Raw genomic sequence first — 22,241 nt, 5'->3', positions numbered from 1 at the left:
CTCCTTCCGCTCAGCTCGCCGCGACGGCGAGTAACTGGCCGAACGCGATCCCACCGTCGTTGGGTGGCACGCGATGGTGGGTGAGGACGTGGAAACCGTGCTCGCGCAGCAGCCGCAGCACGGTGGTGAGCAGCAGCGCGTTCTGGAACACGCCGCCGGACAACGCGACCGGTTGCTCCGGATCGCCGTAGCGCGTCGCCAGATCCAGGACCAGGTGGGCGACGCCCGCGTGGAACCGCGCGCCGATGACACCGGCGGGCACCCCGCCGCGCACATCGGTGATCACCGCGGCGAGCACGGGCGCCGGATCGATGGCGGCCGTCTCGTCGGCGGGGTCGCCGGGCAGGGCGAACCGGTAGGCGACCGCACCCGGGTCGGCGTCACGGGACAGGCCCTCCCATTCGATGGCGGCCTGCGCCTCGTAGTCGACCTCGTGCCGCACCCCGCACAGCGAGGCGACCGCATCGAACAACCGGCCCATGCTGGAGGTGGGCACGCAGCCGAGCCCGGTGTCGAGCTGATGCGCCAGCACCTGTGCCTCGCGCGGCGGGCAGGCGCGCACGCACGGCAGATCCGGCGACCAGTCGAGGTTCGCGGACCGCAAGTGCGCCAGGGCCATTCGATACGGCCGCTGCACGCTGAGGTCACCGCCGGCGAGCGGGACGTAGCGCAGGTGCGCCAGGCGGCGGAACCCCTTGTAGCTCGCGGCGAGCACCTCCCCGCCCCAGATGGCGCGGTCGGGCCCGTAACCGGTGCCGTCGAAGGCGAATCCGAGCACGGTCGCGCTCGCGTCCAGGCCGTGCTCGCCCATGACGGCCGCGACGTGCGCGTGATGGTGCTGCACCAGCCGGATCGGCCGCCGGCCCGCGTGTTCCGCGGCCCAGGCGGTGGACCGGTAGCGGGGGTGGGCGTCGGCGGCGAGCTGCTGCGGGGCGACGCCGGTGAGTTTCTCCAGATGCCGCTCGGCGGCGGTGAACGCGCGCAGGGTCGCGACGTCGTCCATGTCGCCGATGTGCTGGCTCAGCCAGGCGTAGCGGCCGTCGGCGACGGCGCAGGTGTTCTTGAGGTCCGCGCCCACGGCGAGGGTCGGCCCGGCGGGCATCGGCAGGGCGAGCGGCAGGGGGGCGTAGCCGCGGGAGCGCCGGAACGGCACCTCGACGCCGTCGACCACCTTGACCACCGAGTCGTCGCACGGGACCAGGATCGGGCGGTTGTGGGACAGGACGGCGTCGGCGAGCCCGGACAGTCGTTCCCGGGCGTCGGAGTCGGTGTGGCAGATCGGTTCTCCGCCGAGGTTGCCCGACGTCATGACCAGCACGCGCGGGCCGGGGGCGTCGCCGGGCAGTCCGAACAGCAGCAGATGCAGCGGCGTGTAGGCGATCATCACCCCGAGATCGCGGTTGTGCGGCGCGACCGCGTCCACGGGCTGCGGCGGCGCGTCGGGGTCCGCGGACGCGCAGGTCCGGCGCGGTAGCAGCACGATGGGCCGGGCCGGGCCGGTGAGCAGGGCGGCGGCGGTCGCGTCCACCTCGGCGATGGCGGCGGCGGTCGCCAGATCGGGCACCATGACCGCGAAAGGCTTGTCGCCGCGGCGTTTCCGGCGGCGCAGCTCCGCCACCGCGGCGCTGTCGGCGGCGTCGCAGGCCAGGTGATAGCCGCCGATGCCCTTGACGGCCAGAATTCCGCCGTCGCGCAGCATGTTCCGTGCCGCTCGCAACGGCTCCCCGGCCTCGGGGTCGGAGAAGGTCAGGGTCGGGCCGCACTCGTTGCAGGCGATCGGCTGGGCGTGGAAGCGGCGGTCGCCGGGATCGGCGTACTCGCGCGCGCAGTTCTCGCACATGGCGAACCCGGCCATCGAGGTCTGCGGGCGGTCGTAGGGCAGCGCGGCGATGATGGTGAACCGCGGACCGCAGTTGGTGCAGGTGATGAACGGATGCCGGTAGCGCCGGTTGCCCGGATCCTGGAGTTCGGCAGCGCATTCCGCGCAGATCGCGACATCGGGCGACGCGAGGGTGCGCCCGTCGCCCCGGGTGGTGCCGGAGATCTGGAAGCCGGTTCCGCCCCGGACGGGGATCTCGGTCTGCTCGACGGTCTCGACGACCGCCAGCGGCGGCGGCCGGTCCCGCAGGCGCGCGACGAAGGCGTCCACGCCGTCCGCCGCCCCCTCGATCTCGATGACCACCCCGGAGCTGTCGTTGCACACCGATCCGGTCAGCGCCAGCTCGGCCGCCGTGGTGTACACGAAGGGCCGGAACCCGACGCCCTGCACCACGCCGCCGACGATGATCCGCCGCCGGACCCGGGCCCCGGTCACGGTTCCTCACCCGACCCCATCAGCCGCAGCCCCGCCAGCGCGGCGGCGGCCCCGGCCTCGTCGGTCTTCTCGACCGCGAACCCCATGTGGATGATCACCCAGTCGCCGGGCCCGGCCGGATCGTCCTCCAGCAGGCCGACATTGACGGTCCGCCGCTCGCCGGAGACGTCGACCAGCGCGATCTGACCGTGATAGCCCTCGACCGGTCCGACGACGCGGCCGGGAATGCCCAGGCACATCGTTCACACCTCCTGCGGGTGCCGCAGCGCGGTCACCACGGATTCGACGGCGGCCATCGCGGGGTCGACCGCGGCGGCCACGGGTTCGGTCAGGCCGATGCCGTCGGCGACCGAGCTGATCTGGCAGCCCACGATCACCGTCGGCGGAATGGTTCCGCCCATCGCCCGGACCACGGCGAAGACCGCGTCCGGGTGCATGGCGTGCGCGTCGAGACCGACGCCGCCGCCACCCGGATCGGCGTGGAACACGTCCACCTGACCGGGCATGCCGCGGTCGGGCAGCGCGTCGACGAGCACCAGCGCGTCCCAGCCGTCGAGCAGGTCGTAGGCCAGGTGCAGACCGCGGATGCCGTAATCGGTCACGCGCACATCGGGTTCGGTGCTCGCCGGCATGCGCCGTACCACCTCGGAGCCGAACCCGTCGTCTCCGAGGAAGATGTTGCCGATGCCGGCGACCAGCACTCTCGTCGTGGGAATCACCCCGCTACATGTGCCGGATTCGTATGTATCGGCGCACATCCGGTATCGACCGGATGCCCACCGCTGCCACCAGCAGCGCTGCCAGGGCCACGAGCACGACGGCGATCACACCTACGATTTCCATGGCGGGATTCCTTTCTCGATCGGTTCGACTTCGTCGGGCGCGAAATACAGGTAGCGGCCGTACCATTCGTGCAGTTCGGCGGCGGGATCGTCCTCGACGACCACCGCCAGGTGGAGCTGCCCGTCGACGTCCTCGTGCACCGAGGCGACGCGCGCGGTGCGGCCCGCGTAGAACAGGTCCTGCGCGTCGGCGCGGCGGGAGGGATGCAGCCGCACCCGGCTGCCACGGGCGACCGGCGTTCCGCCGATCACCACGGTGTCGGAGTCGGGATCGACGGCGGTGTCGGACAGCGGATCCCACCACGGGGTGTCCGGGTCGAGCGCCGGCAGGACGCGCGGCGATCCCGGTGCGGCGTCCACGAGCCGGTTGTCCTCGCGCAACAGGCTGTCGTCGCGGAGAAGTCCGTGCAGCCCCTGCATGCTCTCCGGTGTCATGGCCTCGCAGCGGTCGATCAGCTCGGCGGCGCGCGGATCGGTGGCGCGGGCCTGCTCCTTCTCCTCGTCGGTGAGCGTGAGCACGCGCAGGGTCAGGATCTCGTCGATCTCGGTGGAATCGAACAGCGGCCCTTCGCTCTGCTCGGCGATGCGCGGATGGTCGTAGAGGATGATCGGTGAGATCAGCAGCAGGTCCGAGGTCCCCTCGGGACCCGCGAGCACGGGGAAGCAGCGGCGCTGGGTGCACGCCTCGGCCGCCTCGACGGCGTCCTCCGGCGGGTCGATCAGCGACAGGAAGACACCGTCGCGCAGTTCGCAGAGTACGTGCGCGCCGAGGAAGGATCGGGTGACGGCATCGTCCTTGTCGACCGGGGGGACACCGAGATTGCGGACGGTGACGCTGATCCGCTGATAGCGGCCGACCGGCTCGACGACGGTCTCGGCCAGGCCGGTCAGGGTTCGGCGCGTGCGCACGAGGCTGCCGAAGGGTGTGCCGTCGTCGTCGGCGAAGTCCTCGATGTCCACCCCGCCGTCGACGTCGATGCGGAACGTGGTGTCCGACAACGGTCTCGGCCCCGAGTCGATCTCCTGCTCGACGGCCTCGTCCCATCCGGTCCAGACTCGCGCGCCCGCCCGTAGTTCGGGCACCGTCCGCCCGGTGGCGTCCTCGACGGTGCGGCGTTGCAGTTGCAGGAACCGGACCGTCAGGCGCAATGTCGCGGCGGGGCTCGCGTCGACCAGGAATTGCGCGGCGAGCGCGGACTCCTCACCGAAGCCCGCCGCGGCCGCGCCCTCGGGACCCAGGACCCCGAATTGCCAGCGGGACTGGTTCTTTCGCGCATTCGCGTGGTACGGGTAGAGCAGGTAGCCCTCGTACAGCACGGCATCGGCGACCGCCCGCGCCTGGTCGCGGACGCTGCCGGGCTCGTGCCCGCTCACGACGGCTCCCGCGACGGGGTCGACAGCAGTTCGGTGACCGCCTGGTCGTAGTCGAGAAAGCCGTGCCCGGACTTGTAGACGGTGAGGGCGTCGACGGTCTCCCGCCGCATCCGCACCCAGCCGGTGTCGGGGTAGTGGGTGTCCATGAGCTGCCGCCACACGGACACAGGCATTTCGAAGCGGTCGTCGCGGTCCCACGGGATCTGCTGCACCGAGAAACCCGACGCGCCTTTGAAGAACACGGTTCCGCTGAACAGGAACAACAGCGGTACCGTGCCGTCGCGCAGGGCGTGCAGGTACTTCGATCCGGTCACCTCGAGGTCGTAGGTGCACGGCAGCGGCAGGTCCACCTCGGCGCCGCCGGTGAAGCCGGGCACCGTCGTCGTGGTGTGCATCCACAGGAAGGTTCGCTGGGTGTCGTGCCAGCGGTCGCGGGTGCCGAAGAGGTCGAGCAGTCCACTGCCCTCGGCGTCGGTGTAGGCGCGCCGATTGGGCTCGATGCGAACCTGGGCCCGTAAGGCGATGGCGTGCACCGGTTCCTCGCCGAGCGCCGCGATCCCGACGCGCGCCGACAGCGTCGGCCCGATGGCGTAGGGCTCGGGTTTGATGTCGAGCACCGCGAAGGTGATCGAGTAGGCGGGGCTCACGGCCGCCCACCGCCTCGGGCGAGAGCGCGGGCGTTCATGGTGGCGAAGAACTCGTCGATGTAGTGCCGGGCCTCGGAACCGCCGTCGAATCCCTTCCACAGCAACCGCATTCGCCCGACGAACTCGTAGCAGGTGTCGATGGGAAGCAGCAGGCAGTCGCCGGGGCTCTCGCGCCCGGCGCTGCCGGGCATACGGATCAGCAGCGCTTCGACATCGTCGGCGAGCACGTCGAGTTCGGGATGGTTGCGCAGCAGGTCCCGCCAGTGCTCGGGCGGCAATTCCGATTCGGTCGCGCCGGCCGGGCCCGGATAGAACGCGACGGTCCGGCCCTGCGCGGAATTCGCGAACAGGAACGCCAGACCCACCGGGATCTCGAGCGCGTCCCACTCGGCGGCCGTGATCGCGGTCTGCCCGAACGCCAGATACCGGTCCGGGACCGCGCGGTAGCGCAGTGCCGCGGCCGGCTCGGTGAACAGCAGATAGCAACTGGTGCAGACACATTGCAGGTGGCGGCTCTCGACATCGACCACATGCCGGTGCGGTGCGCCGATGAGCTCGGCGCACATCTCGCAGCGCTCACCGGCCGGGGCTGGATCCGGCCGGTTCGCGAGTCGGCGCAGCACCGAGAACGAGGCGCTCATGCGGTGGGCTCCAGCGCGGGCACCGCCACCGTGGGCACGCCCTCGCGCAGCAGCACCGGCAGGGGTCGCAGGTGGCCCTCCCCGTCGAGCCGGTCCCCGGCGTGCACGGCGTCGTAGTGCGCCCGGCACGACGGGCAGCGCAGCACGGCGTCGCCGACCGGATACCCGGGCCGCCGATGCAGCTGGGCGCCGGTGAGCGAGCCGCCGCACGCCGGGCAGGTGTCGCGGTACACCAGCAGGTTGTCACCGACGCGGCAGGCCAGCAGGGCCTGCCCGGCGACCTCGTAGCCGGCGACCTCGCCCGGACTCAGTTCCGCCAGCTCGGGCACGGGAATCCAGTCGGCGGCGGGCGCGGCGTGCACCCGGGTGAACAGGGACTCGGCCGGAATCACCGCCGAGGTCGAATCGGTCTGCGCGGCAACGACTTCGATCCGCTCGATCTCCGGCGCCGCGGCCCGGACGGCTTCCTCGACCGCCAGTTCCAGGGTCACCGAGGACGACGGGCAGCCGCGGCAGCTGCCCGAGAGCTCCAGCCGCACCACGCCGTCCTCGACGTCGACCAGGCTGACGTCGCCGCCGTGGGAACCCAGGTAGGGGCGGACGCTGTCGAGGGCGGACCGCACCCGGGTGGGAACGTCGTCGGGGTGCAGTCCGTGCACGATCAGCAGGCTGGCCACCAGTTCGTCCGCGGCCAGCCGCCGCACCGCGTCGTCGTCGAGCAGGTCGACGACCCGTCGCAGTCCCGCGCCGTACAGCTCGACGAGTTCACCGACGAGTTGTTCGGCGCGCTCGCGGGCGATCGGCCCGCCCGCGGAGCTCGCGTCGAGGAGGTCTTCGATCCGGTCGCCGGCGTGCCGCCAATGGTCGTCGCGCGCCGCCGGACGATCGTCTCCCATCGATGTCCCTCCTCACGGTCGGGGTCCTCGTCACTGGGTGACGGGCGTCTGGGTGGGGGAGTGCAGCAGGTCCAGCGACTTGCCACCGCCCAGATACATGTGCACGCCACACGGCAGGCACGGATCGAAACTGCGCACGGTGCGCATGATGTCGATCCCCTTGAAGTGCTCCCGGTCGTTCTCCTCGAAGATGGGCTGACCCTGCACCGCGTCCTCGTAGGGACCCGGCGTGCCGAAGCTGTCGCGCGGGCTCGCGTTCCAGGGTGTCGGCGGGTACGGGTGATAGTTGGCGATCTTGCCGTCGCGGATCACCATGTGATGCGACAGCACCCCGCGGACCGCTTCGGTGAATCCGCATCCGATGCCCTCGTCGGGGACCTCGAACGCCTCCCAGGTCTTGGTCCGGCCCGCCCGGATCTCGACGAGCGCCTGCTCCGCGAAATGCAGGGCGCAGGCAGCGGCGTAGGCCTGGAAATAAGTGCGAGCCCGGTTCCGCTCGATGGTGTTCGAGCCGAAAGCCGGTATCTTCCACTCGAATTCGACCGGCCCGCGCAGGGCGGTCTTGGGCAGGTTGATCTGCACGCTGTGGCCGGTGGACTTCACATAGCCGATGTCGACCAGCCCGGCCAGCGCGGTGGCCCACAGCCGGGCCAGCGGTCCGCCGCCGGTATCGAGGGCCAGATGGTCGGTGCCGTCGAACCAGCGCGGCGACATCACCCAGCTGTACTTGTCCTCCAGATCGCGTTTCTGCGGTTGAGGGTTGGTGTGCTGGTTCCACGGGTGCCGCCGGTCCACCGGATTGCCCAGCGGATCCTGGGTCACGAACATCTCCTGATCGGTCCAGTCCTCGTAATACGAACTGCCCAGCAGGATTCGGAGGCCGAGGTTGATGTCGACCAGCGAGGTGGTGAGGAGCTTGCCGTCCACGACCACGCCCGGTGAGACGAACATGTGCCGACCCCAGTCCTCCATGTCACGGTAGGAGAAGTTGCAGAACTCGGGGTCCTGGAAGGAGCCCCAGCAGCCGAGCAGCGTGCGCCGCAGACCGACCTTGTCGTAGCCGGGCAGGGCCTCGTAGAAGAAGTCGAACAGGTCGTCGTGCATGGGTACGACCTTCTTCATGAACTCCACGTACCGCATCAGCCGCGTCATGTAGTCGGTCATCAGCTGGATCGTCGCCACGGTTCCCACACCGCCGGGATACAGCGTCGACGGGTGGACATGACGTCCCTCCATGAGACAGAACATTTCTCGCGTGTACCGGCTGACCTGCAGCGCCTCCCGATAGAAATCGCCGGTGAAGGGATTGAGCGCGCGCATGATGTCGGCGATGGTGCGATAGCCGTGCGCGTCGGAGTGCGGCGCGGCGGTCTTCTCCGCCAGCGCGAGCACGCCGGGATTGGTCTCGGAGACCATCTTCTCGCAGAAGTCCACGCCGACCAGGTTCTCCTGGAAGATATTGTGGTCGAACATGTATTCGGCGGCCTCGCCCAGATTCACGATCCATTCGCCGAGGTTCGGTGGCTTCACGCCGTAGGCCATGTTCTGGCAGTAGCACGAGCAGGTGGCGTGATTGTCCCCGCAGATGCCGCAGATGCGGCTGGTGATGAAGTGCGCGTCACGCGGATCCTTGCCGCGCATGAAGATGGAGTAGCCGCGGAAGATCGACGACGTGCTGTGGCATTCGACCACTTCGCGATTCGCGAAATCGATTTTGGTGTAAATGCCCAGACTGCCGACGATGCGGGTGATCGGATCCCACGCCATTTCCACGAGCGAATCGGGCTCGATGAGGCGATGTGAGGGTTCCGGAATGATCTGAGTCATCGGAATTCTCCTACCAGGTGCGTCGCGCACCCGTCTCGAGCTCGGTGCCCCGATGCCGCCAATGCGGCTCCTTGTCCACGGTGCGCGCCGTGATGTGGCGCAGACTGCGGATCACCGATCCGTATAGTCCGGAGGCGGCGGAGGACAGCTTTCCGCCCGGCGGTTCGTCCATGAACGGCATGAACTTGTCCGGGAATCCGGGCATGGTGCAGCCGATGCAGATACCGCCGACATTCGGGCACCCACCCACGCCGTTGAGCCAACCGCGCTTGGGCACATTGCATTTCACGACCGGACCCCAGCAGCCGAGTTTGACGATGCACTTGGGTGAACCGTATTCGTGCGCGAAATCGCCCTGCTCGTAATAGCCGGCCCGGTCGCAACCCTCGTGCACGGTCGCGCCGAAAAGCCATTTCGGGCGCAGCGCTTCGTCGAGCGGAATCATCGGCGCCTGGCCGGTCGCCATGTACAGCAGATAGGTCAGGGTCTCGGAGAGATTGTCCGGTTGGATCGGGCAGCCGGGCACGCACACGATCGGGATGCCCGCCTTGCTCTGCCAGTCCCAGCCGAGATAGTCCGGGACACCCATGGCCCCCGTCGGATTGCCCGCCATGGCGTGGATGCCGCCGTAGGTGGCGCAGGTGCCCACCGCCACGACCGCGGTTGCCTTGGGCGCCAAGCGATCCAGCCATTCGCTGGTGGTCATCGGTTGACCGGTGTCGGGGTTGTTGCCGAAACCGCACCAATAGCCTTCGGTGTGCAGCTGCTCGTTGGGAATGGAGCCCTCCACGACCAGCACGAACGGCTCGAGTTCACCGCGGTCGGCCTTGAAGAACCATTCCAGGAAGTCATCGGCGCCCCCGGTGGGGCCACATTCGTAATCGATCAGCGGCCAGTGGACGGCGACCTTCGGCAGTCCCGGAAGGGATCCGAGAGCGATCTCCTCGACACTGGGTTGGGTGGCGGCAGTCAACGCCACCGAGTCACCGTCACAACTGAGGCCTGCGTTGATCCACAGAACATGGATCAGCGTCTCTTCGGCTTTGACTGCTTCGCCAGTTGGCATGAATGCCGCCCTTCAGAAGCTGGTGGCCACCTGCGTGGTTCCGGTACAGCTCGGAATCCCGTCGAAATGTGACCCTGATCACGCCAGTCTATTCTCGGCGCAGACCTTCCTCAAGATCGCTGAGCAGGGCGGACGTCTGTTCGAACAGCCATTCGTACCAGTTCGCCAGGCCCATTCCTGTCGTCGCCGACACCGTCAGCACGCCGATCCCGGGATTGATGGAATTCGCGTACTCGCGGCACCGCTCCACATCGAAATCCACGTACGGCAGCAGGTCCATTTTGTTGATCAGCACCAGTGAGGCGGCCGCGAACATGTGCGGATATTTCAACGGTTTGTCGGTGCCCTCGGTCACCGAGATGACCACGACTTTCGCGTGCTCGCCCAGGTCGAAAAGGGCGGGGCAGACCAGATTCCCGACATTCTCGATGAACAGCAATGTGCCCGGGTCGGGGGACAGCGCCGTGAGCGCGGTGTCCATCATGGCGGCGTCCAGGTGGCATCCGGCGCCGGTATTGACCTGGACCACCGGCCGCCCGGTCGCGCGGATGCGCTCGCCGTCGAGCATGGTCTCCTGATCGCCCTCGATCACCGCGATCGAGGTGTCGGCGAGGTCGCGCAGCGTGCGCTCGAGCAAGGTCGTCTTGCCCGAGCCGGGGGAGCTGGTCAGGTTGATCGCCAGGATGGCCTGCTCGGCCAGCCGGCGCCGGACCGAGTGGGCCAGTGCGTCGTTCTTCGCGAGCACCTTCTGTTCGAGGGTGATCGTCTCGGTCGGCGCGAGGTGCACGTGCTCGCCGGGACCGTGCCCGTGCACATGGTCGCCCGTGTCGCCGTCGTGCCGGTGCGGATGATCGTGCTCGGGTGAATGATGGTGGGGGACAACGGTGATCACGGCTGATCCGTCATCACCGCAGCCGCAGGTGGCGCACATTCCCGGCTCACCTCCAGGGACCGGATACGCAGCTCGCGCCCCGCGGTGATTTCCACGTCGGCGCTGCCGCAGGGACACAACAGGATCGGATCGGCGACCTGGAATCGGTCGCCGCAGGTTCGACACGACGCACTGCCCGGAATCACGGCGATCTCGAGCCGCGCGCCCTCGGCCACGGTTCCCTCCGCGGCGATCTCGAAACAGAACTCCATCGCGGCGGGGATCACCGCGCACAGCACCCCGACCTCGACGGTCACACCGTGCACCCGCCGACCGGCCGCGTGTTCACACACCGCCTCGACCAGGCTGCAGGTTATCGCCATCTCGTGCACACGTGCCTCGATTCGACGATCGGAGAAGACCCACGCTACTCCCCGGCCTCGGGTGCGCGGGCGGTTGTCTCCGCACGGGGCGCACCGGCCCACCGCTGCTCGATGCGGCCGAAGCGCCACCCGGCCAGCGCGATCACCCAGACGCCGACGAAAACACCGACGACCAGGCAACCGAGCAGCGTCGAATCGATGCCACCGGGGTCGGAACCCGCGCCACGCAGGCTCAGCAGTTCGACCGTGCCCACGATCAGGGCGACCGCCACCGACAACGCCGTCACGGTGAGGTTGTAGTAGACCTTGCGCAGCGGCTGCGTGAAGGCCCAGCCGTAAGCGAAGTTCATGAAGGTGCCGTCGATGGTGTCGAGCAGGCTCATGCCGGCCGCGAACAGCACCGGCAGGCACAGGATGGCGTACCAGGGCAGCCCGGCCGCCGCGCTGGTCCCGGCCAGCACCAGCAGCGCGACCTCGGTGGCGGTGTCGAAGCCCAGGCCGAACAGCAGGCCGATCGGGAACAGCTGCCATGGCCGGGAGATCGACTTCATCACCGGGCCCAGCAGCCGGGTCACGAATCCACGCCCGGCGAGCCGGTCCTCCAGCTCCGCCTCGTCGAAGCGGCCCGAGCGCAACCCGCGCACCGACCGCAGAATCCCGGTCAGCACAACGAGATTGATGATCGCGATGAGATAGAGGAAGCCGCCCACCACCACGGTGCCGATCACGCCGGAGTAGTGGTGCAGCGCCGAGGAATCGTCGGACACCGGCCCGGCCACCGCTTTCACGCCCACCGACAGCAGCAGCGCCAGACCGAACACCACGGTGGAATGCCCGAGCGAGAAGTACAGCCCGACCGACAGCGGCCGCTGCCCGTCGTGCATGAGCTTTCGGGTGGTGTTGTCGATGGCGGCGATATGGTCGGCGTCGAAGGCATGCCGCAGCCCCAGCACGTAGGCGGTGAGCCCGACCCCGAACCCGAGCGTCCGGTCGCCGACGCTGAAATGCTGTGGGGCCACGATCCCGATCAGCGTGCCCCAGCCGATCACATGCAACCCGACGACCACCGCGACGATCCCGGCCAGGCGGAGCCATTCCTGCCTGGTGATGGTGAACCGATCGGTCAGAAATCCGATCGGACCACGTCGCTGCACTGTCGACGCCACGGCTGACTCCCTGCGACCCGGGTTCCTCGACCGTAGACTCCGCCGACCGCGCGCGGCAAGACCGCTCGATGCTCGGCGTTCGGACAGCGCCCGGGATCTGATCCGCCTTAGCCCGAGGCCAGGCCCGATTGCGGGGTGTGTCGGCTCGATGCGTTGACCGCACCCCAGCAGGACGCGCTGCGGATCGCGTTCGGGCTCGCCGACGGGTCGGCGCGGGATCGCTCGCTCGTCGGCTTGGCGGTGGTGGGCTGCTGTCCGAGATATCCGGAACATCGCCGCTGCCGTGCGTGATCGACGACCATCAATGGCTTGATCAGGAGTCCGCGCAGGCGCTCGGCACCCCTGCGCGCGGTCAACCGCCGTGAATTCGATTGGGTCAGTACGCCGCGATCGGCTCTGTCCCGGCAGCGCTTATGTCGAACGCCTGCAACGCAATTCGATGGCGAGCTCTCACGTGGGGGCTGCGTGATCGAAAATTGTCTCGACACTTACGGGCTGCGCATCACCTGTCAGCGCACGAAGCGCTGGCATGTGAACGCCATGAAAACTGTCGACAAATTCATTGCCGAGAGATTGCTGGTTGACATAGTGTCGAAGAACATTCGATCGCGACGCTGCCATTTCCGGTGAAGCGCCGGTTTCTATTCAGCTTCGTAACGCTGCGGATTCGACGGTCGTGGACCCGGCAGCGAAGGATCCACCATGAGTCAATTCTCCTATTCTGCAACAGAATTCATGCTGTCGCCGATCGCTGCGGCTCAGCCCGGCAAGGTCCTTGTGGTCGAGAGCAACCCGGCGACGGCGGAAATTGCGGTACTGGTGCTGGCCAACGCCGGCGATGAGGTGATTTCGGCCAGCAGCGCGCAGCGCGCCCTGACCGTCGTCCAGCGATGGAATCCGGACTTGGTGCTGCTCGAGCTGGCCCTGCCGGACCAGCCAGGCGCGAGTGTGTGCCGACAGCTGCGAAAGCGATCACCGATTCCGGTCATCGCGACCTCTCTCGACGGCGATCCCGATGCCATCGACGACGCCTACGCCGCCGGCGCCGCGGACTACCTGGCCAAACCGCTGCGAAGCGATGAACTTCTCGACCGTATCCGAGTCCGTCTCGAGGCACCGCAGGCGGTTCGAGGCGATGCTGCCGCCTAGAGGACACCAGCCCGTTCAGCTCGGCGGGCGACATAACCCATCCATCGCGAAGTCCAGCAGGCGTTCGGCCTGCTCACATTGCTCGGGCTTGCCCGAGGCCCGGGCGATGCCGATGCATGCGGCGAACATGTCGGTTTGGCCCAGGTGTGATCCGATCGGGCCGCAAGGCCGAGCCTCGAGGACGGAGGCTCAGGTAGTCGTGAGCAGGCCGCCGTCGATCACGAAGTCCGAGCCGGTGATGTTCGCGGCGCGCTCGCTGGCGAGAAAGACCGCGAGGTCGGCGATCTCGTCGGGGCGGGTGAAGCGGCCGGTGACGGATGCCGCTGCCGCGGATCGCGCGACGTCGTCGGCGTCGCCGCCGGTGGCGTGGGCGATCGCGTGGGCGACACCGGTGTCGCCCAGCCACAGGTCGGTGGCGACGGGGCCGGGGCTGATGGTGTTGACCCGGATGCCGTTGGGGCCGAGCTGTTTCGACAGCGACTTCGCGGTATTGGTGAGAGCGGCTTTCGCGGCGCTGTAATCGATCACCGCCGGATCGGCGAGCGTGGCATTGACCGAACTGATCATGACGATGCTGCCCTGGCCCGCGCCGAGCATCGCGGGCAGCACGGCGCGGGTGGTTCGGATCGCGGCCAGTAGATCGAGGGTGATGGTCCCCAGCCAGTCGTCATCGGTGACGTCGAGAAAGCCGGTCAGGCGGGGCGTGACCTTGCCGACATTGTTGACCAGAATTCTTGTGTCACCGAGCTTCTCGGCGGCGGCAGCGACATCGGTCGCGCCTTCCGGGGTGGACAGATCGACCTCGACCGGATGCACCCGGCCGCCGCCGGCGAGTGCGCGCAACTCGTCGCCGGTGTGGCGGGCGGCGGCGACCACGATCGCGCCTTCCTCGACGAGGGTCCGGGTGATGGCCAGACCGATACCCCGGCTCGCGCCGGTGACCACCGCGAGAACGTCGGTCAGTCCGAGATCCATGGCAGGCGCTCCTTTGTCCGGTCGGTTACTTACAGGCCCTGGTCGGCCAGCCAGGCGAGTACGGCGTCAGCGACGTCCTTCCAGCCGCTGTCCACCGTCAGTGAGTGGCCACGGCCCTCGAACTGCTTCAACTCGGTCACCGCGGTGGAGTCGCGGTACTGCTTCAATGTCGATCGAGTGACCACATCGGGCACCGTGTGGTCCTCGAGACCCGAGATGAGCAGCAGCGGACCTCGATCCGCGTTGCCGGTGTTCACCTTCGCCTGCGAGTGCAGCACGAAGTTGGCGGCGGCGGCCTGGAACAGCGGGCGGGCCGGTGAGGGAATGGTCCACCGTTCGAACAACTCGTCGGATTCCTGCTCGGAGACCGCGTTCCCGAATCCGAACCGAAATTCCTTCTCGGTCAAGGAGACCGCCTTGTGCAGGTTGGCCGGGTTTCCCAATGCGGGCAGGCCGGCGCGCAGCTGCGCGAGAGGCAGCGGCAGGACTCCCTTGATCTGCGCCGGATCGATCGCGACTCCGGCGACGCCGCGTCCCTCGCCCAGGAGCTTCTCGGTGATGAGGCCGCCGAAGGAATGACCGACAATGATCGGTGCGGCAGGCAGAGCGTCGATCATATCGGCGAAATACGCTGTGGCATCGTCGATTCCAATGTCCGCGACCGCCTCCGGATGCTCGCGCGCGGCCGCGACCGTATCGGGCTCACCCGGCCAGCCGGGCGCGAATCGGGGCGTATCCGGCGGCGCGGAAGTGGTCGACCCACGGGCCCCAACTCGTGGCATGCAGCCACAAGCCGTGAATGAACATCACCGGGGTAGCGGACTGCGGCATGTCGATCCCTCTCTGCGCGAACCTTCGGCGGCGCCAGCGGTTCGACGGCGCATCGCCCGGCGCCCACGGCCCCTACCGAGTCCAGCATCGCGTCCGCACGGATGTCCAAGTCATATCCAGCCCAGATCGATAACCGAGACGGCATACTTGCTGGCGAAGATGCATTCGAGGCCGCGGGGACCGAAGAGTGAGGGCGAATTGTGGACCTGGACCTACGCCTGCTGCGCTACTTCGTCGGCGTCGCCGACGAGCTGCACTTCGGGCGCGCCGCGGCCAAGCTCTACATCAGCCAGCCGGCCCTGTCGAAGCAGATCCGCAAGCTCGAGGACCAGCTCGGCGTGCGACTGCTGGAACGTGACAGCCGCCATGTGACGCTGACCGCGCACGGACACCGGGTCCTCTCCGATGCTCGGGAGATGCTCGCCCTGGCCGCACGCATCGGCGAACACCCCGTCGAGTCCGCGACGGTGCGCATCGCCCACATCTTCGAGCTGCAGACCAGCCGGATCGTCGCGGACGCCTTCGCCGCCGCCTACCCCGATGTCCGGCTCGTCGAGCGCTCGCTGGACAGCCGGCGGCAATTGGACGCATTGCTGGACAAACGGCTCGATGTCGCGATATTGCGCGTCACGGCCGAGATGGTTGCGCTGAATCCGACCGGCTGGCAGTTTCATCGTCTGCGTCTCGAACCGATGTTGCTGGTCGGCCGCCCGGGCGATCCGCCGAAGGCCTCGGTATCGCTGTTCGAACGCCCGGTGGAGGTCTTCGCCGACACGCCCGCGTCCGGGCTGTACAACGCGCACGGCGACTATCTGACGACCCTCGAACGCGCCAGCGGGATGTCGATGCGATGGCTGGGCAACCCGGGTACCTTCGGGCATTGCCTGGCCGCCATGCACCGTGCCACCGAGTCGGGCTATGTCCTCGAATTCGAAAGTTACGCAGCACGATACGCAGAGTCTGGAATACCGGTTCACCATCCCGCGGAGCTGCAACCGTACTACCCGTGGTGTATCGCCTGGCGCGACGAACCACACAACGCAGCCGTCGCCGACTTCCTCCGCATCGCTGAACACACTGCCCGGCAGCACCATTGGCACCTCCCACCCCACCGTCCGGCGCGGCCCTGGGTGCCTCCTGACGACCCGACGGACTCGCCCCAAGCCGTGGCCGCGACCACCGCGCCGCGGCCACGGCCGTGAGGGTCAGCTGACCTTCACGTTGTCGAGGTCGATCGAGACCAGCACCGGCTCTTCGACGCGGTGCCCGGTCACGTCACGGCCGTAGACGACACGCTTGGTGGGTAGCACGATGCCATCGACGGTCAGGAAGTCGCTCGAGTAATGGGCGGCGGGCGAATTCGCCGAGATCTCGACGGAGTAGTCGCGCCGGCGGATCAGACCGTCGGCATCGATGTAGAGCACCTGGTGCGCGCTGTGGGTGGCGATGGCGTCCGGGTACCGGACAGCCAAACGCCGCCAGGTCTCGCCGTCCTCGTGCCAGGTGCTCAGTTGCTCGGTATAGACGCCGGGCAGGGTGAGCGAATACGGCTCGGACAGGTAGGTCCACATCGCGTAGCCCGAGAAGTAGGCCAATTGCACGGTCGACCAAGGGGTTTCCAGCACGTGCCCGGCGAACGAGTTGCGCGGCGTGGTCAGTTCCTCGACCGTGCGGGGTTCGGGTTCGTCGGATTCGATCGCCACGCGGTCGGGGCTGAACGACAGCCGAGTGCCGGGTGTGGGCGCCGGTCGGAGCCAGGTGCGCTGTTCGGGCAGCCGGATCTCGACGGTCGAATCGTTGATGATTCCGTCGACGCCCTTGAGCGCCCACAGCACCCCACCGACGCGCTGATGCACCGAGATGGCGTCGATCCGCCGCCAGCGCTCGACACCGCCGTACGCGCCGATCACATCGTCGAGTAGATCCATGACAATCGCTCCTTGTCTCGCCCGGCGGGAACCTCCCGCGGTATAACCACGGTCCGGCAATCCGGTCGTCCTTCGCGCCAGTGATCACCCCTGGCCCGTGGCCCGCGCTGCCCGAGCCAGGGATCGTCGATTCACCGGGCGCCCGAAGCCGTCCAGGTCCTCGGCCGGGACGTTGTGCCCGACTTCGAGCACCCGGTGGTCGTATCTGCCGGTGAAGGCCGCGTCGTCTCCGGGCGGCGTGAAGGAATCATGCTTGCCGTCGTGGTGATCGTCGGCACCGAGGTGTCCTTGGCGAATTCCCACGTGGGGGAGTTGAACTTCCAGATGAATCGGCCGAGGTCGTCACGGTTGGCGGTCAGCCCTGCCACGCCGCGATGATCCTGCGAGAGGGCTTGCGCGTCGGGATCAGGTGGCGCGCGCGACCTCCCGGTCCGGGAGCGCGTCACGCAACTCGCGTCGAGAGCTGATCCCGAGTTTGCCGAAGACCTTGCGCAGGTGCCATTCCACGGTGCGGGCACTGATGTACAGCTCGCTGCCGATCTCCTGGTTGGTGCGGCCGTCGCGCGCCATCCGGGCGATCTGGCCCTCCTGCGGGGTCAGATCATTGAGCGTGTCGGAGGTCCGCTTGCGGACCTTCTCGCCGGTGGCGAGCAGCTCGTGCCGGGTGCGTTCGGCGAAACCGTCGGCCCCCATCGCGACGAACTCCTCGAAGGCCGCCTTCAGGTGGGCGCGAGCATCGCTGCGCCGGCGTTCCCGCCGCAGCCACTCGCCGAACAGCAGTCTCGACCGTGCGAGCTCGAACCGCAGGCGCGTGCGGCCGAGGTGCTCGACCGCCTCCGCGTAGGAACGCTCGGCCGTGTCGCCCACGCTGACCAGGGCTCGTGAGCGCGCCAACAGCCCTGCTGCCCAGTCTGATTCGGGAACCGCGGCGTAGGCGGTCAACCGGTCCAGCGCGCTCATCGCAGTGTCGGTGTCCCCACCGCGCACGGCGGCCTCCACCAGATCCGGCAGCGCCTGCGCGGTGAATGGCCCCAGGTTGCCCTCGGCCGCTCGGACTGCGGCGTCGAACGCCAGGTCGTAGTGGCCGAGGCCGAGATGGAGAAGCGCGGTCGCGCGATCGGTGATCTGCAGCCCGAGCCCTTCGCCACGAGCCGTCGCCTCCGCGGCCGCGGCGGCGAGCACCGGCGCGGCCTGGGCGGCGTTTCCCTGATAGGCCAGGAGGAACAGATCGCCATAGGACGCTCGCAGCGTTCCGGTCACCTCTTTCACCCGCTGCTCCTCGAGGCCGAGGTCGCGCGCGTGCTCGACGTCGCCTCGCCACAATGCGACCACTCGATGCGCATTGAGCGCGTTGGCCAGCGGCGCGAGCGCTCCGGCTTCGCGCGCCAGCGCCACATGATGGCTGCTGGCCGCATCCCAGGCCTCGAAGTCCCACAGTGACAGAGCGGCGTTCGCGACCAGGACGCCGCGGCGCAGGAACACGTCGGGGGCGACATCGGCGTCGAGGAAGGACGTCACCGCCGCTCGGAGCGCGGGCGCCGCGGCGACCGTTCCGTCGGTGACCAGGGTGGCCAGTCCGAGGCCCAGCGAGTCGCCCGGGCTCGAGGAACTCGCCGACCGCGCCGAGCAGGCGGCTCGCGAGACCAGCGTCAAATCGCCGTCCGGATGCGCCAGGCCGCCAGCGACGAGTGCGGCGCCCCAGGCGTCGAGGTAGGTGTCGCGGGCCAGGCTCGGGTCCAGGGACTCGAGCCGCCGAGCCGCCCGCACCAGCGCGACCGGAGCGTCGCCGCTCGACCTCGCCGCGCGTCCGGTGAGCCCGCGCACCAGATCCGCGCGGGCGCGTTGCAGGTCGTCGACCGCGTATGCCTCGGCTTCGGCGACGAGTCCGAGCGCCGTGTCGTAGCGGCCCGCGTCGAGGTGGGCCTGGGCGGCCTCCAGGGTGCGTTCGGTGCGGTGGCGCGCATCGGCGGTGAGCGTCGCGGCGCGCTGCAGGAACGACGCGGCCGCGGCGACTCCGCCACGCGCCCTGGCCGATTCGGCGGCGTCGTGGAGCGCGGTCGCGACGTCTTCGTCGGGGCCGGTGGTCGCGGCGGCGAGGTGCCAGACGCGGCGTTCCGGCTCGGCCTGGGCATCGAGAGCATCGGCCAGCGCCGCGTTCACGGTGCGACGCTCCTGCGGCGTTCCGGCGGCGTAGGCGGCGCTGCGGATCAGCGGGTGGCTGAACCGTACTTGTTCCCCGGCCTCGAAGAGCCGCTCCTCCTCCGCGGGCGCTGCCGACGCCGGGCTCAGGCCCAGCGACCGGGCGGCCCGCCACACGACGGTGGCGTCTCCGGTGGGTTCCGCGGCAGCGAGCAGCAGCAGTCGGCGCGTCGGGTCGGGCAGCTCCCGGATACGCCGCACGTAGTGGTCGTGGAGGTTACCGGTCCCGACCGCGGGGAACGCGAACCCGCCCATCAGCTCGGCCGTCCCCCGCTGGGCCAGTTCCAGTAGTGCCAAAGGGTTTCCGTGAGTCTCGGCGACGATCCGGTCGCGGACGCGGCGGTCGAGCTGTCCGGGGAGGGTCGCGGTCAGCAGTGCGACCGCCTCGTCGTGGCCGAGACCGGAGATGGCGAGTGCCGGAATACCCGCGAGGAGTTGCTCGCCCGCGGGCTCGCGGACCGCAAATACCATCAGCACCGATTCGGCTGCCAACCTTCTGGCCACGAAGCCGAGGACCTGGACCGATGCCTCGTCGAGCCACTGGGCGTCGTCGACAAGGCACACGATCGGCCGGTTGGCCGCCGCTTCCGAGAGCAGACCGAGGACCGCCAGACCGACGACGAACTTGTCGGGTGCATCTCCCGCGACATGCCCGAAGACCACCCGGAGGGCGTGCGCCTGCGGATCGGGGAGAACGGGAATCAGGTCGAACATCGGCAGGCACAGTTGGTGCAGGGCCGCGAACGGCAGCTCGAGCTCGGACTCGATGCCGGTCACCTGGACGACCCGGCACCCGGTCGCCTGACCGGAGAGGTACTCCAGCAGTGTCGTCTTGCCGATGCCGGCTTCGCCGCGCAGCACGAGCGCGCTGCTCTCACCGGTGCGAGCGCCCCGCAGCGCCTCGTCGAGGCGGTGGCGTTCCTCCGTGCGCCCGCGAAAAGCGGTGGTCCGTGCGGCCATTCCGCCACACTAGCCACCGCCGTCGCGTTGTACCGCACGCTTCTATCGGGCCGGTCCGGCGAGGAACTCGTCGACGAGCGTCGCGAACTGGCCGGGGTACTGGAAGAGGAACCCGTGGGCGGCGTCGCTGAAGATGCGCAACCGCGCGTTCGGCAGGTGGTCGACGAGCAGCTGCGAGTTCACCGTGGGGATCATCAGGTCGTTGTCCCCGGTGGCCACGAGTGTCGGCTGGGTGATGCCGGCGAGGCGGGCCAGGCGGCTCGGGTCCGGGATTCCCCACTCCACGATCGCGTCGTACTGGGCTCGCGCGACCTCGGGGCCGGTCGGCCGATCGGCGTTCTCGGTGCGACCGAAAATGCGCTGCACATAATCGATTCCGAGGGCGCGGCTGCTCTCGGTGACCCCGAAGAAGATGTGCAGCAGATCCTCGAGACCGTTGTCGGCCTGATTCGCGGTGCGCTCGATGTCGAAGGTCCAGCCGTGCATCTGGCGGCCGCCGCGCGGCCCGGTGCCGGCCAGAACCAGCCGGCGCACGACGCGCGGGCGCAGGAGTGCGATCTCCTGGGCGACCATGCCGCCGAGGGAGAACCCGAGCAGGTCGACTTCGCCGAGGTCGAGTGCGTCCAGGAACGCGATCGCGTCGCGCGCCATCTCGGTCACCGTCACCGGGACCGTGCCGGTGGACAGACCGACTCCGGTGTTGTCGAGCAGAACGACCTCGCGGTGCTCGGCGATACCGTCGACCAGGATCGGGTCCCAATTGTCGAGGTTGCCTCGGAAGTGCTGCAGGAAGACCAGCGGTGGCCGGCCGGCGGCGGCATTGCCGAAGCGGCGGTAGGCATAGGTGACACCGTTGGCGGCGTCGATGGTCTGGATCCGGGCGGTCATCTGCGACTGCCCGGCGATCTGGGTGGTGGTCATCTTCTTCTTCCTTTGTTTCAGGCCCGGGCGGCGGGGACGATGAGGACCTTCACCTTGTCGACGACGGTCACGACCGCACTTCCTTCCGGGCCTCGATCGCGGACACCGAGTTGCGGAACGCCTTGGTCAGCACGCCTCTGCCGACGGTGGCGAGCACCGCGCCGAGGAACCAGCCGCGCGGGTTCTTGCCCTCGCGCACCACCACGTAGTCGATATCGGTGGTGCCGTCGGCGCGCCGGGTCAGGTCGTAGGTGTGGCCCGAGGCGCGGCCCCACGCATTGGACGCGGTGGTGGTCAGCACCACGTGTTGCGGGTTGCTCCAGTCGTACCGGAGCCGCTCCCAGACGCCGCCGGATCCTTCGGTGACGTCGGCGTGGTGGTCGTCCCGGGCGTGCACCTCGAGGTAGGCGTCGTCGCTGTTGCCGAACAGCTTCGAACGCTCCGGACCGAAGTCGGTGAGGGCCGCCACGAATTCCTCGGGCGTCACACGCGTGTTCGCGTGCATGCGGATGGTGGTCATGGTCGTTCTCCTTGCTGGATCTCGTTGTGGTGGTGTGTCATTCGGGCAACTGCTCGCCGTGGTGTTCCGCGACCATGTAGGCCGCGTACCACTCGGGCCAGGCCGCGTCGTACTCGCCGCCATTGCGGGCCTCGTGCTCGCCGTGCGCGGCGGCCGCCCGCTTCAGCGCGTCGACCAGGTCGCCCGTGGTCGCGTACGACGTCTCGGTGGCTTCGACGCGGCCCGGGATGCGGGCGGTGACCTCTTGGAGCAGGAAGGCATTGCCGTCCGGGTCGGTGAAGGTCGCGAACGATCCGTAGCTCGCCCGCTCGTCCGCGGGTCCCGCCACGCGCCCGGCGCCCGATGTGGGCTGGAACTGTGCCCCGGGGGCGCCGGGATGGAAGACCTCGCTGATCTCCGCGCCCTCGGCCGCGAGCGCGTCACGCGCCGGCTGAATGTCGGAGACCACCAGGTACAGGCCTTGGGCCGTGCCCGGGGCCGCGGTCGTGATGTCGGTGCCGAACTGGATCGACGTCGGCGAGCCCGGGGGTGTGAACTGCACGACCCGGAAGCCGTTGTCGAATTCGAAGTCGGCGTCGAGGCGCCAGCCCAGACCGTCGTAGAACTTCTTCGACCGGTCCACGTCGGCGACCGGGATGACGACCGCTTCGAGCTTCAGCGCGGGAACCCCTGTGGTTGTCATTGCCTGCACTCCCTGTTCTGTTGCCGGCGGTTGCTTACCTGTCCGAGTC

General features: G+C 68.8%; 23 protein-coding genes and 1 pseudogene. 2 read left to right on the top strand and 22 right to left on the bottom strand.

What is annotated here, in order from left to right; translation table 11 throughout:
* Window positions 1-10: 10 nt before the first annotated feature.
* The 13 genes from hypF to ACFRAQ_RS16560 form a co-directional block, all read right to left on the bottom strand.
* Window positions 11-2,314, bottom strand: coding sequence for a carbamoyltransferase HypF (gene hypF, locus ACFRAQ_RS16620; protein ID WP_379100127.1), 2,304 nt, complete (start codon window positions 2,312-2,314; stop codon window positions 11-13).
* Window positions 2,311-2,553 (bottom strand): HypC/HybG/HupF family hydrogenase formation chaperone, encoded by a 243-nt coding sequence (locus tag ACFRAQ_RS16615; RefSeq protein WP_379100125.1) that lies wholly within the window; start codon window positions 2,551-2,553, stop codon window positions 2,311-2,313. Before ACFRAQ_RS16615 ends, hypF begins: the two co-directional genes overlap by 4 nt.
* Window positions 2,554-2,556: 3 nt before the next feature.
* Window positions 2,557-3,072 (bottom strand): hydrogenase maturation protease, encoded by a 516-nt coding sequence (locus tag ACFRAQ_RS16610; protein ID WP_379100123.1) that lies wholly within the window; start codon window positions 3,070-3,072, stop codon window positions 2,557-2,559.
* Complete coding sequence (locus tag ACFRAQ_RS16605) at window positions 3,038-3,157, bottom strand: DUF6893 family small protein (protein ID WP_379100121.1); 120 nt, start codon at window positions 3,155-3,157, stop codon at window positions 3,038-3,040. The genes ACFRAQ_RS16610 and ACFRAQ_RS16605 overlap by 35 nt, the downstream gene beginning before the upstream one ends.
* Window positions 3,145-4,530 (bottom strand): hypothetical protein, encoded by a 1,386-nt coding sequence (locus ACFRAQ_RS16600; RefSeq protein ID WP_379100119.1) that lies wholly within the window; start codon window positions 4,528-4,530, stop codon window positions 3,145-3,147. Before ACFRAQ_RS16600 ends, ACFRAQ_RS16605 begins: the two co-directional genes overlap by 13 nt.
* Window positions 4,527-5,177: a DUF6084 family protein gene (locus ACFRAQ_RS16595; protein ID WP_379100117.1), complete on the bottom strand. Its 651-nt coding sequence runs from the start codon at window positions 5,175-5,177 to the stop codon at window positions 4,527-4,529. The genes ACFRAQ_RS16600 and ACFRAQ_RS16595 overlap by 4 nt, the downstream gene beginning before the upstream one ends.
* The gene (locus tag ACFRAQ_RS16590; RefSeq protein ID WP_379100115.1) at window positions 5,174-5,818 is read right to left on the bottom strand and encodes a DUF5947 family protein; all 645 of its coding nucleotides are present in this window, start codon (window positions 5,816-5,818) and stop codon (window positions 5,174-5,176) included. The genes ACFRAQ_RS16595 and ACFRAQ_RS16590 overlap by 4 nt, the downstream gene beginning before the upstream one ends.
* Window positions 5,815-6,714, bottom strand: coding sequence for a NifU family protein (locus ACFRAQ_RS16585; protein ID WP_379100113.1), 900 nt, complete (start codon window positions 6,712-6,714; stop codon window positions 5,815-5,817). The genes ACFRAQ_RS16590 and ACFRAQ_RS16585 overlap by 4 nt, the downstream gene beginning before the upstream one ends.
* Before the next feature lie 30 nt (window positions 6,715-6,744).
* Window positions 6,745-8,541 (bottom strand): nickel-dependent hydrogenase large subunit, encoded by a 1,797-nt coding sequence (locus ACFRAQ_RS16580; RefSeq protein ID WP_379100111.1) that lies wholly within the window; start codon window positions 8,539-8,541, stop codon window positions 6,745-6,747.
* Window positions 8,542-8,551: 10 nt separating this feature from the next.
* Window positions 8,552-9,607 (bottom strand): hydrogenase expression protein HypE, encoded by a 1,056-nt coding sequence (locus ACFRAQ_RS16575; protein ID WP_379100109.1) that lies wholly within the window; start codon window positions 9,605-9,607, stop codon window positions 8,552-8,554.
* Window positions 9,608-9,695: 88 nt separating this feature from the next.
* Entirely contained in the window at window positions 9,696-10,538 is an 843-nt protein-coding gene (gene hypB, locus ACFRAQ_RS16570; protein ID WP_379100107.1) for a hydrogenase nickel incorporation protein HypB, read from the bottom strand.
* Window positions 10,496-10,870 (bottom strand): hydrogenase maturation nickel metallochaperone HypA, encoded by a 375-nt coding sequence (locus ACFRAQ_RS16565; protein WP_379100105.1) that lies wholly within the window; start codon window positions 10,868-10,870, stop codon window positions 10,496-10,498. Before ACFRAQ_RS16565 ends, hypB begins: the two co-directional genes overlap by 43 nt.
* A 35-nt stretch (window positions 10,871-10,905) precedes the next feature.
* Window positions 10,906-12,027, bottom strand: coding sequence for a HoxN/HupN/NixA family nickel/cobalt transporter (locus tag ACFRAQ_RS16560; RefSeq protein ID WP_379100103.1), 1,122 nt, complete (start codon window positions 12,025-12,027; stop codon window positions 10,906-10,908).
* A gap of 702 nt (window positions 12,028-12,729) precedes the next feature.
* Here ACFRAQ_RS16560 and ACFRAQ_RS16555 point away from each other — a divergent pair.
* The gene (locus ACFRAQ_RS16555) at window positions 12,730-13,176 is read left to right on the top strand and encodes a response regulator transcription factor (protein WP_379100102.1); all 447 of its coding nucleotides are present in this window, start codon (window positions 12,730-12,732) and stop codon (window positions 13,174-13,176) included.
* 189 nt (window positions 13,177-13,365) lie between these two features.
* On the opposite strand, the gene ACFRAQ_RS16550 is transcribed toward ACFRAQ_RS16555, so the two are convergent.
* The 3 genes and pseudogenes from ACFRAQ_RS16550 to ACFRAQ_RS16540 all read right to left on the bottom strand — a co-directional run bounded on the left by ACFRAQ_RS16550 (window position 13,366) and on the right by ACFRAQ_RS16540 (window position 14,982).
* Window positions 13,366-14,151, bottom strand: a complete 786-nt coding sequence (locus tag ACFRAQ_RS16550) for an SDR family oxidoreductase (RefSeq protein ID WP_379100100.1) — start codon at window positions 14,149-14,151, stop codon at window positions 13,366-13,368.
* Between the two features lie 29 nt (window positions 14,152-14,180).
* A pseudogene (locus ACFRAQ_RS16545) lies at window positions 14,181-14,810 on the bottom strand (alpha/beta fold hydrolase); the annotation flags it as partial.
* A gap of 43 nt (window positions 14,811-14,853) precedes the next feature.
* Window positions 14,854-14,982: a hypothetical protein gene (locus ACFRAQ_RS16540; RefSeq protein ID WP_379100302.1), complete on the bottom strand. Its 129-nt coding sequence runs from the start codon at window positions 14,980-14,982 to the stop codon at window positions 14,854-14,856.
* 200 nt (window positions 14,983-15,182) lie between these two features.
* On the opposite strand from ACFRAQ_RS16540, the gene ACFRAQ_RS16535 reads away from it, so the two are divergent.
* Complete coding sequence (locus tag ACFRAQ_RS16535; RefSeq protein WP_379100098.1) at window positions 15,183-16,184, top strand: LysR family transcriptional regulator; 1,002 nt, start codon at window positions 15,183-15,185, stop codon at window positions 16,182-16,184.
* Between the two features lie 3 nt (window positions 16,185-16,187).
* Here the strand turns inward: ACFRAQ_RS16535 and ACFRAQ_RS16530 are convergent, their stop codons facing one another.
* The 6 genes from ACFRAQ_RS16530 to ACFRAQ_RS16505 form a co-directional block, all read right to left on the bottom strand.
* Window positions 16,188-16,910 carry a hypothetical protein gene (locus ACFRAQ_RS16530; RefSeq protein ID WP_379100096.1) on the bottom strand — a complete coding sequence of 241 codons (723 nt, stop codon included), beginning with the start codon at window positions 16,908-16,910 and terminating at the stop codon, window positions 16,188-16,190.
* Between the two features lie 84 nt (window positions 16,911-16,994).
* On the bottom strand, window positions 16,995-17,213 hold the full coding sequence (locus ACFRAQ_RS16525) for a hypothetical protein (protein WP_379100094.1): 219 nt from the start codon (window positions 17,211-17,213) through the stop codon (window positions 16,995-16,997).
* Window positions 17,214-17,315: 102 nt separating this feature from the next.
* The gene (locus ACFRAQ_RS16520) at window positions 17,316-20,069 is read right to left on the bottom strand and encodes an AAA family ATPase (protein WP_379100092.1); all 2,754 of its coding nucleotides are present in this window, start codon (window positions 20,067-20,069) and stop codon (window positions 17,316-17,318) included.
* Between the two features lie 42 nt (window positions 20,070-20,111).
* Window positions 20,112-20,990, bottom strand: a complete 879-nt coding sequence (locus ACFRAQ_RS16515; protein ID WP_379100090.1) for an alpha/beta fold hydrolase — start codon at window positions 20,988-20,990, stop codon at window positions 20,112-20,114.
* A 67-nt stretch (window positions 20,991-21,057) separates the two neighbouring features.
* Window positions 21,058-21,510 carry a hypothetical protein gene (locus ACFRAQ_RS16510; protein ID WP_379100088.1) on the bottom strand — a complete coding sequence of 151 codons (453 nt, stop codon included), beginning with the start codon at window positions 21,508-21,510 and terminating at the stop codon, window positions 21,058-21,060.
* Window positions 21,511-21,547: 37 nt separating this feature from the next.
* A complete protein-coding gene (locus ACFRAQ_RS16505) occupies window positions 21,548-22,192 on the bottom strand; it encodes a VOC family protein (protein WP_379100086.1) in 645 nt (214 codons plus the stop codon).
* Between the last annotated feature and the right edge of the window lie 49 nt (window positions 22,193-22,241).

The organism is Nocardia sp. NPDC056611 (genome assembly GCF_042792755.1).
GTDB lineage: Bacteria > Actinomycetota > Actinomycetes > Mycobacteriales > Mycobacteriaceae > Nocardia.
This window is presented reverse-complemented; position numbering and strand designations above follow the sequence as displayed.

Coding starts and splice junctions, on each gene's coding strand:
- ACFRAQ_RS16615 (WP_379100125.1), bottom strand. CDS start 2,553: ATGTGCCTGGGCATTCCCGGCCGCGTCGTCGGACCGGTCGAGGGCTAT.
- ACFRAQ_RS16610 (WP_379100123.1), bottom strand. CDS start 3,072: ATGTGCGCCGATACATACGAATCCGGCACATGTAGCGGGGTGATTCCC.
- ACFRAQ_RS16605 (WP_379100121.1), bottom strand. CDS start 3,157: ATGGAAATCGTAGGTGTGATCGCCGTCGTGCTCGTGGCCCTGGCAGCG.
- ACFRAQ_RS16590 (WP_379100115.1), bottom strand. CDS start 5,818: ATGAGCGCCTCGTTCTCGGTGCTGCGCCGACTCGCGAACCGGCCGGAT.
- ACFRAQ_RS16585 (WP_379100113.1), bottom strand. CDS start 6,714: ATGGGAGACGATCGTCCGGCGGCGCGCGACGACCATTGGCGGCACGCC.
- ACFRAQ_RS16580 (WP_379100111.1), bottom strand. CDS start 8,541: ATGACTCAGATCATTCCGGAACCCTCACATCGCCTCATCGAGCCCGAT.
- ACFRAQ_RS16575 (WP_379100109.1), bottom strand. CDS start 9,607: ATGCCAACTGGCGAAGCAGTCAAAGCCGAAGAGACGCTGATCCATGTT.
- hypB (WP_379100107.1), bottom strand. CDS start 10,538: ATGTGCGCCACCTGCGGCTGCGGTGATGACGGATCAGCCGTGATCACC.
- ACFRAQ_RS16555 (WP_379100102.1), top strand. CDS start 12,730: ATGAGTCAATTCTCCTATTCTGCAACAGAATTCATGCTGTCGCCGATC.
- ACFRAQ_RS16550 (WP_379100100.1), bottom strand. CDS start 14,151: ATGGATCTCGGACTGACCGACGTTCTCGCGGTGGTCACCGGCGCGAGC.
- ACFRAQ_RS16540 (WP_379100302.1), bottom strand. CDS start 14,982: ATGCCGCAGTCCGCTACCCCGGTGATGTTCATTCACGGCTTGTGGCTG.
- ACFRAQ_RS16530 (WP_379100096.1), bottom strand. CDS start 16,910: ATGGATCTACTCGACGATGTGATCGGCGCGTACGGCGGTGTCGAGCGC.
- ACFRAQ_RS16520 (WP_379100092.1), bottom strand. CDS start 20,069: ATGGCCGCACGGACCACCGCTTTTCGCGGGCGCACGGAGGAACGCCAC.
- ACFRAQ_RS16515 (WP_379100090.1), bottom strand. CDS start 20,990: ATGACCACCACCCAGATCGCCGGGCAGTCGCAGATGACCGCCCGGATC.
- ACFRAQ_RS16510 (WP_379100088.1), bottom strand. CDS start 21,510: ATGACCACCATCCGCATGCACGCGAACACGCGTGTGACGCCCGAGGAA.
- ACFRAQ_RS16505 (WP_379100086.1), bottom strand. CDS start 22,192: ATGACAACCACAGGGGTTCCCGCGCTGAAGCTCGAAGCGGTCGTCATC.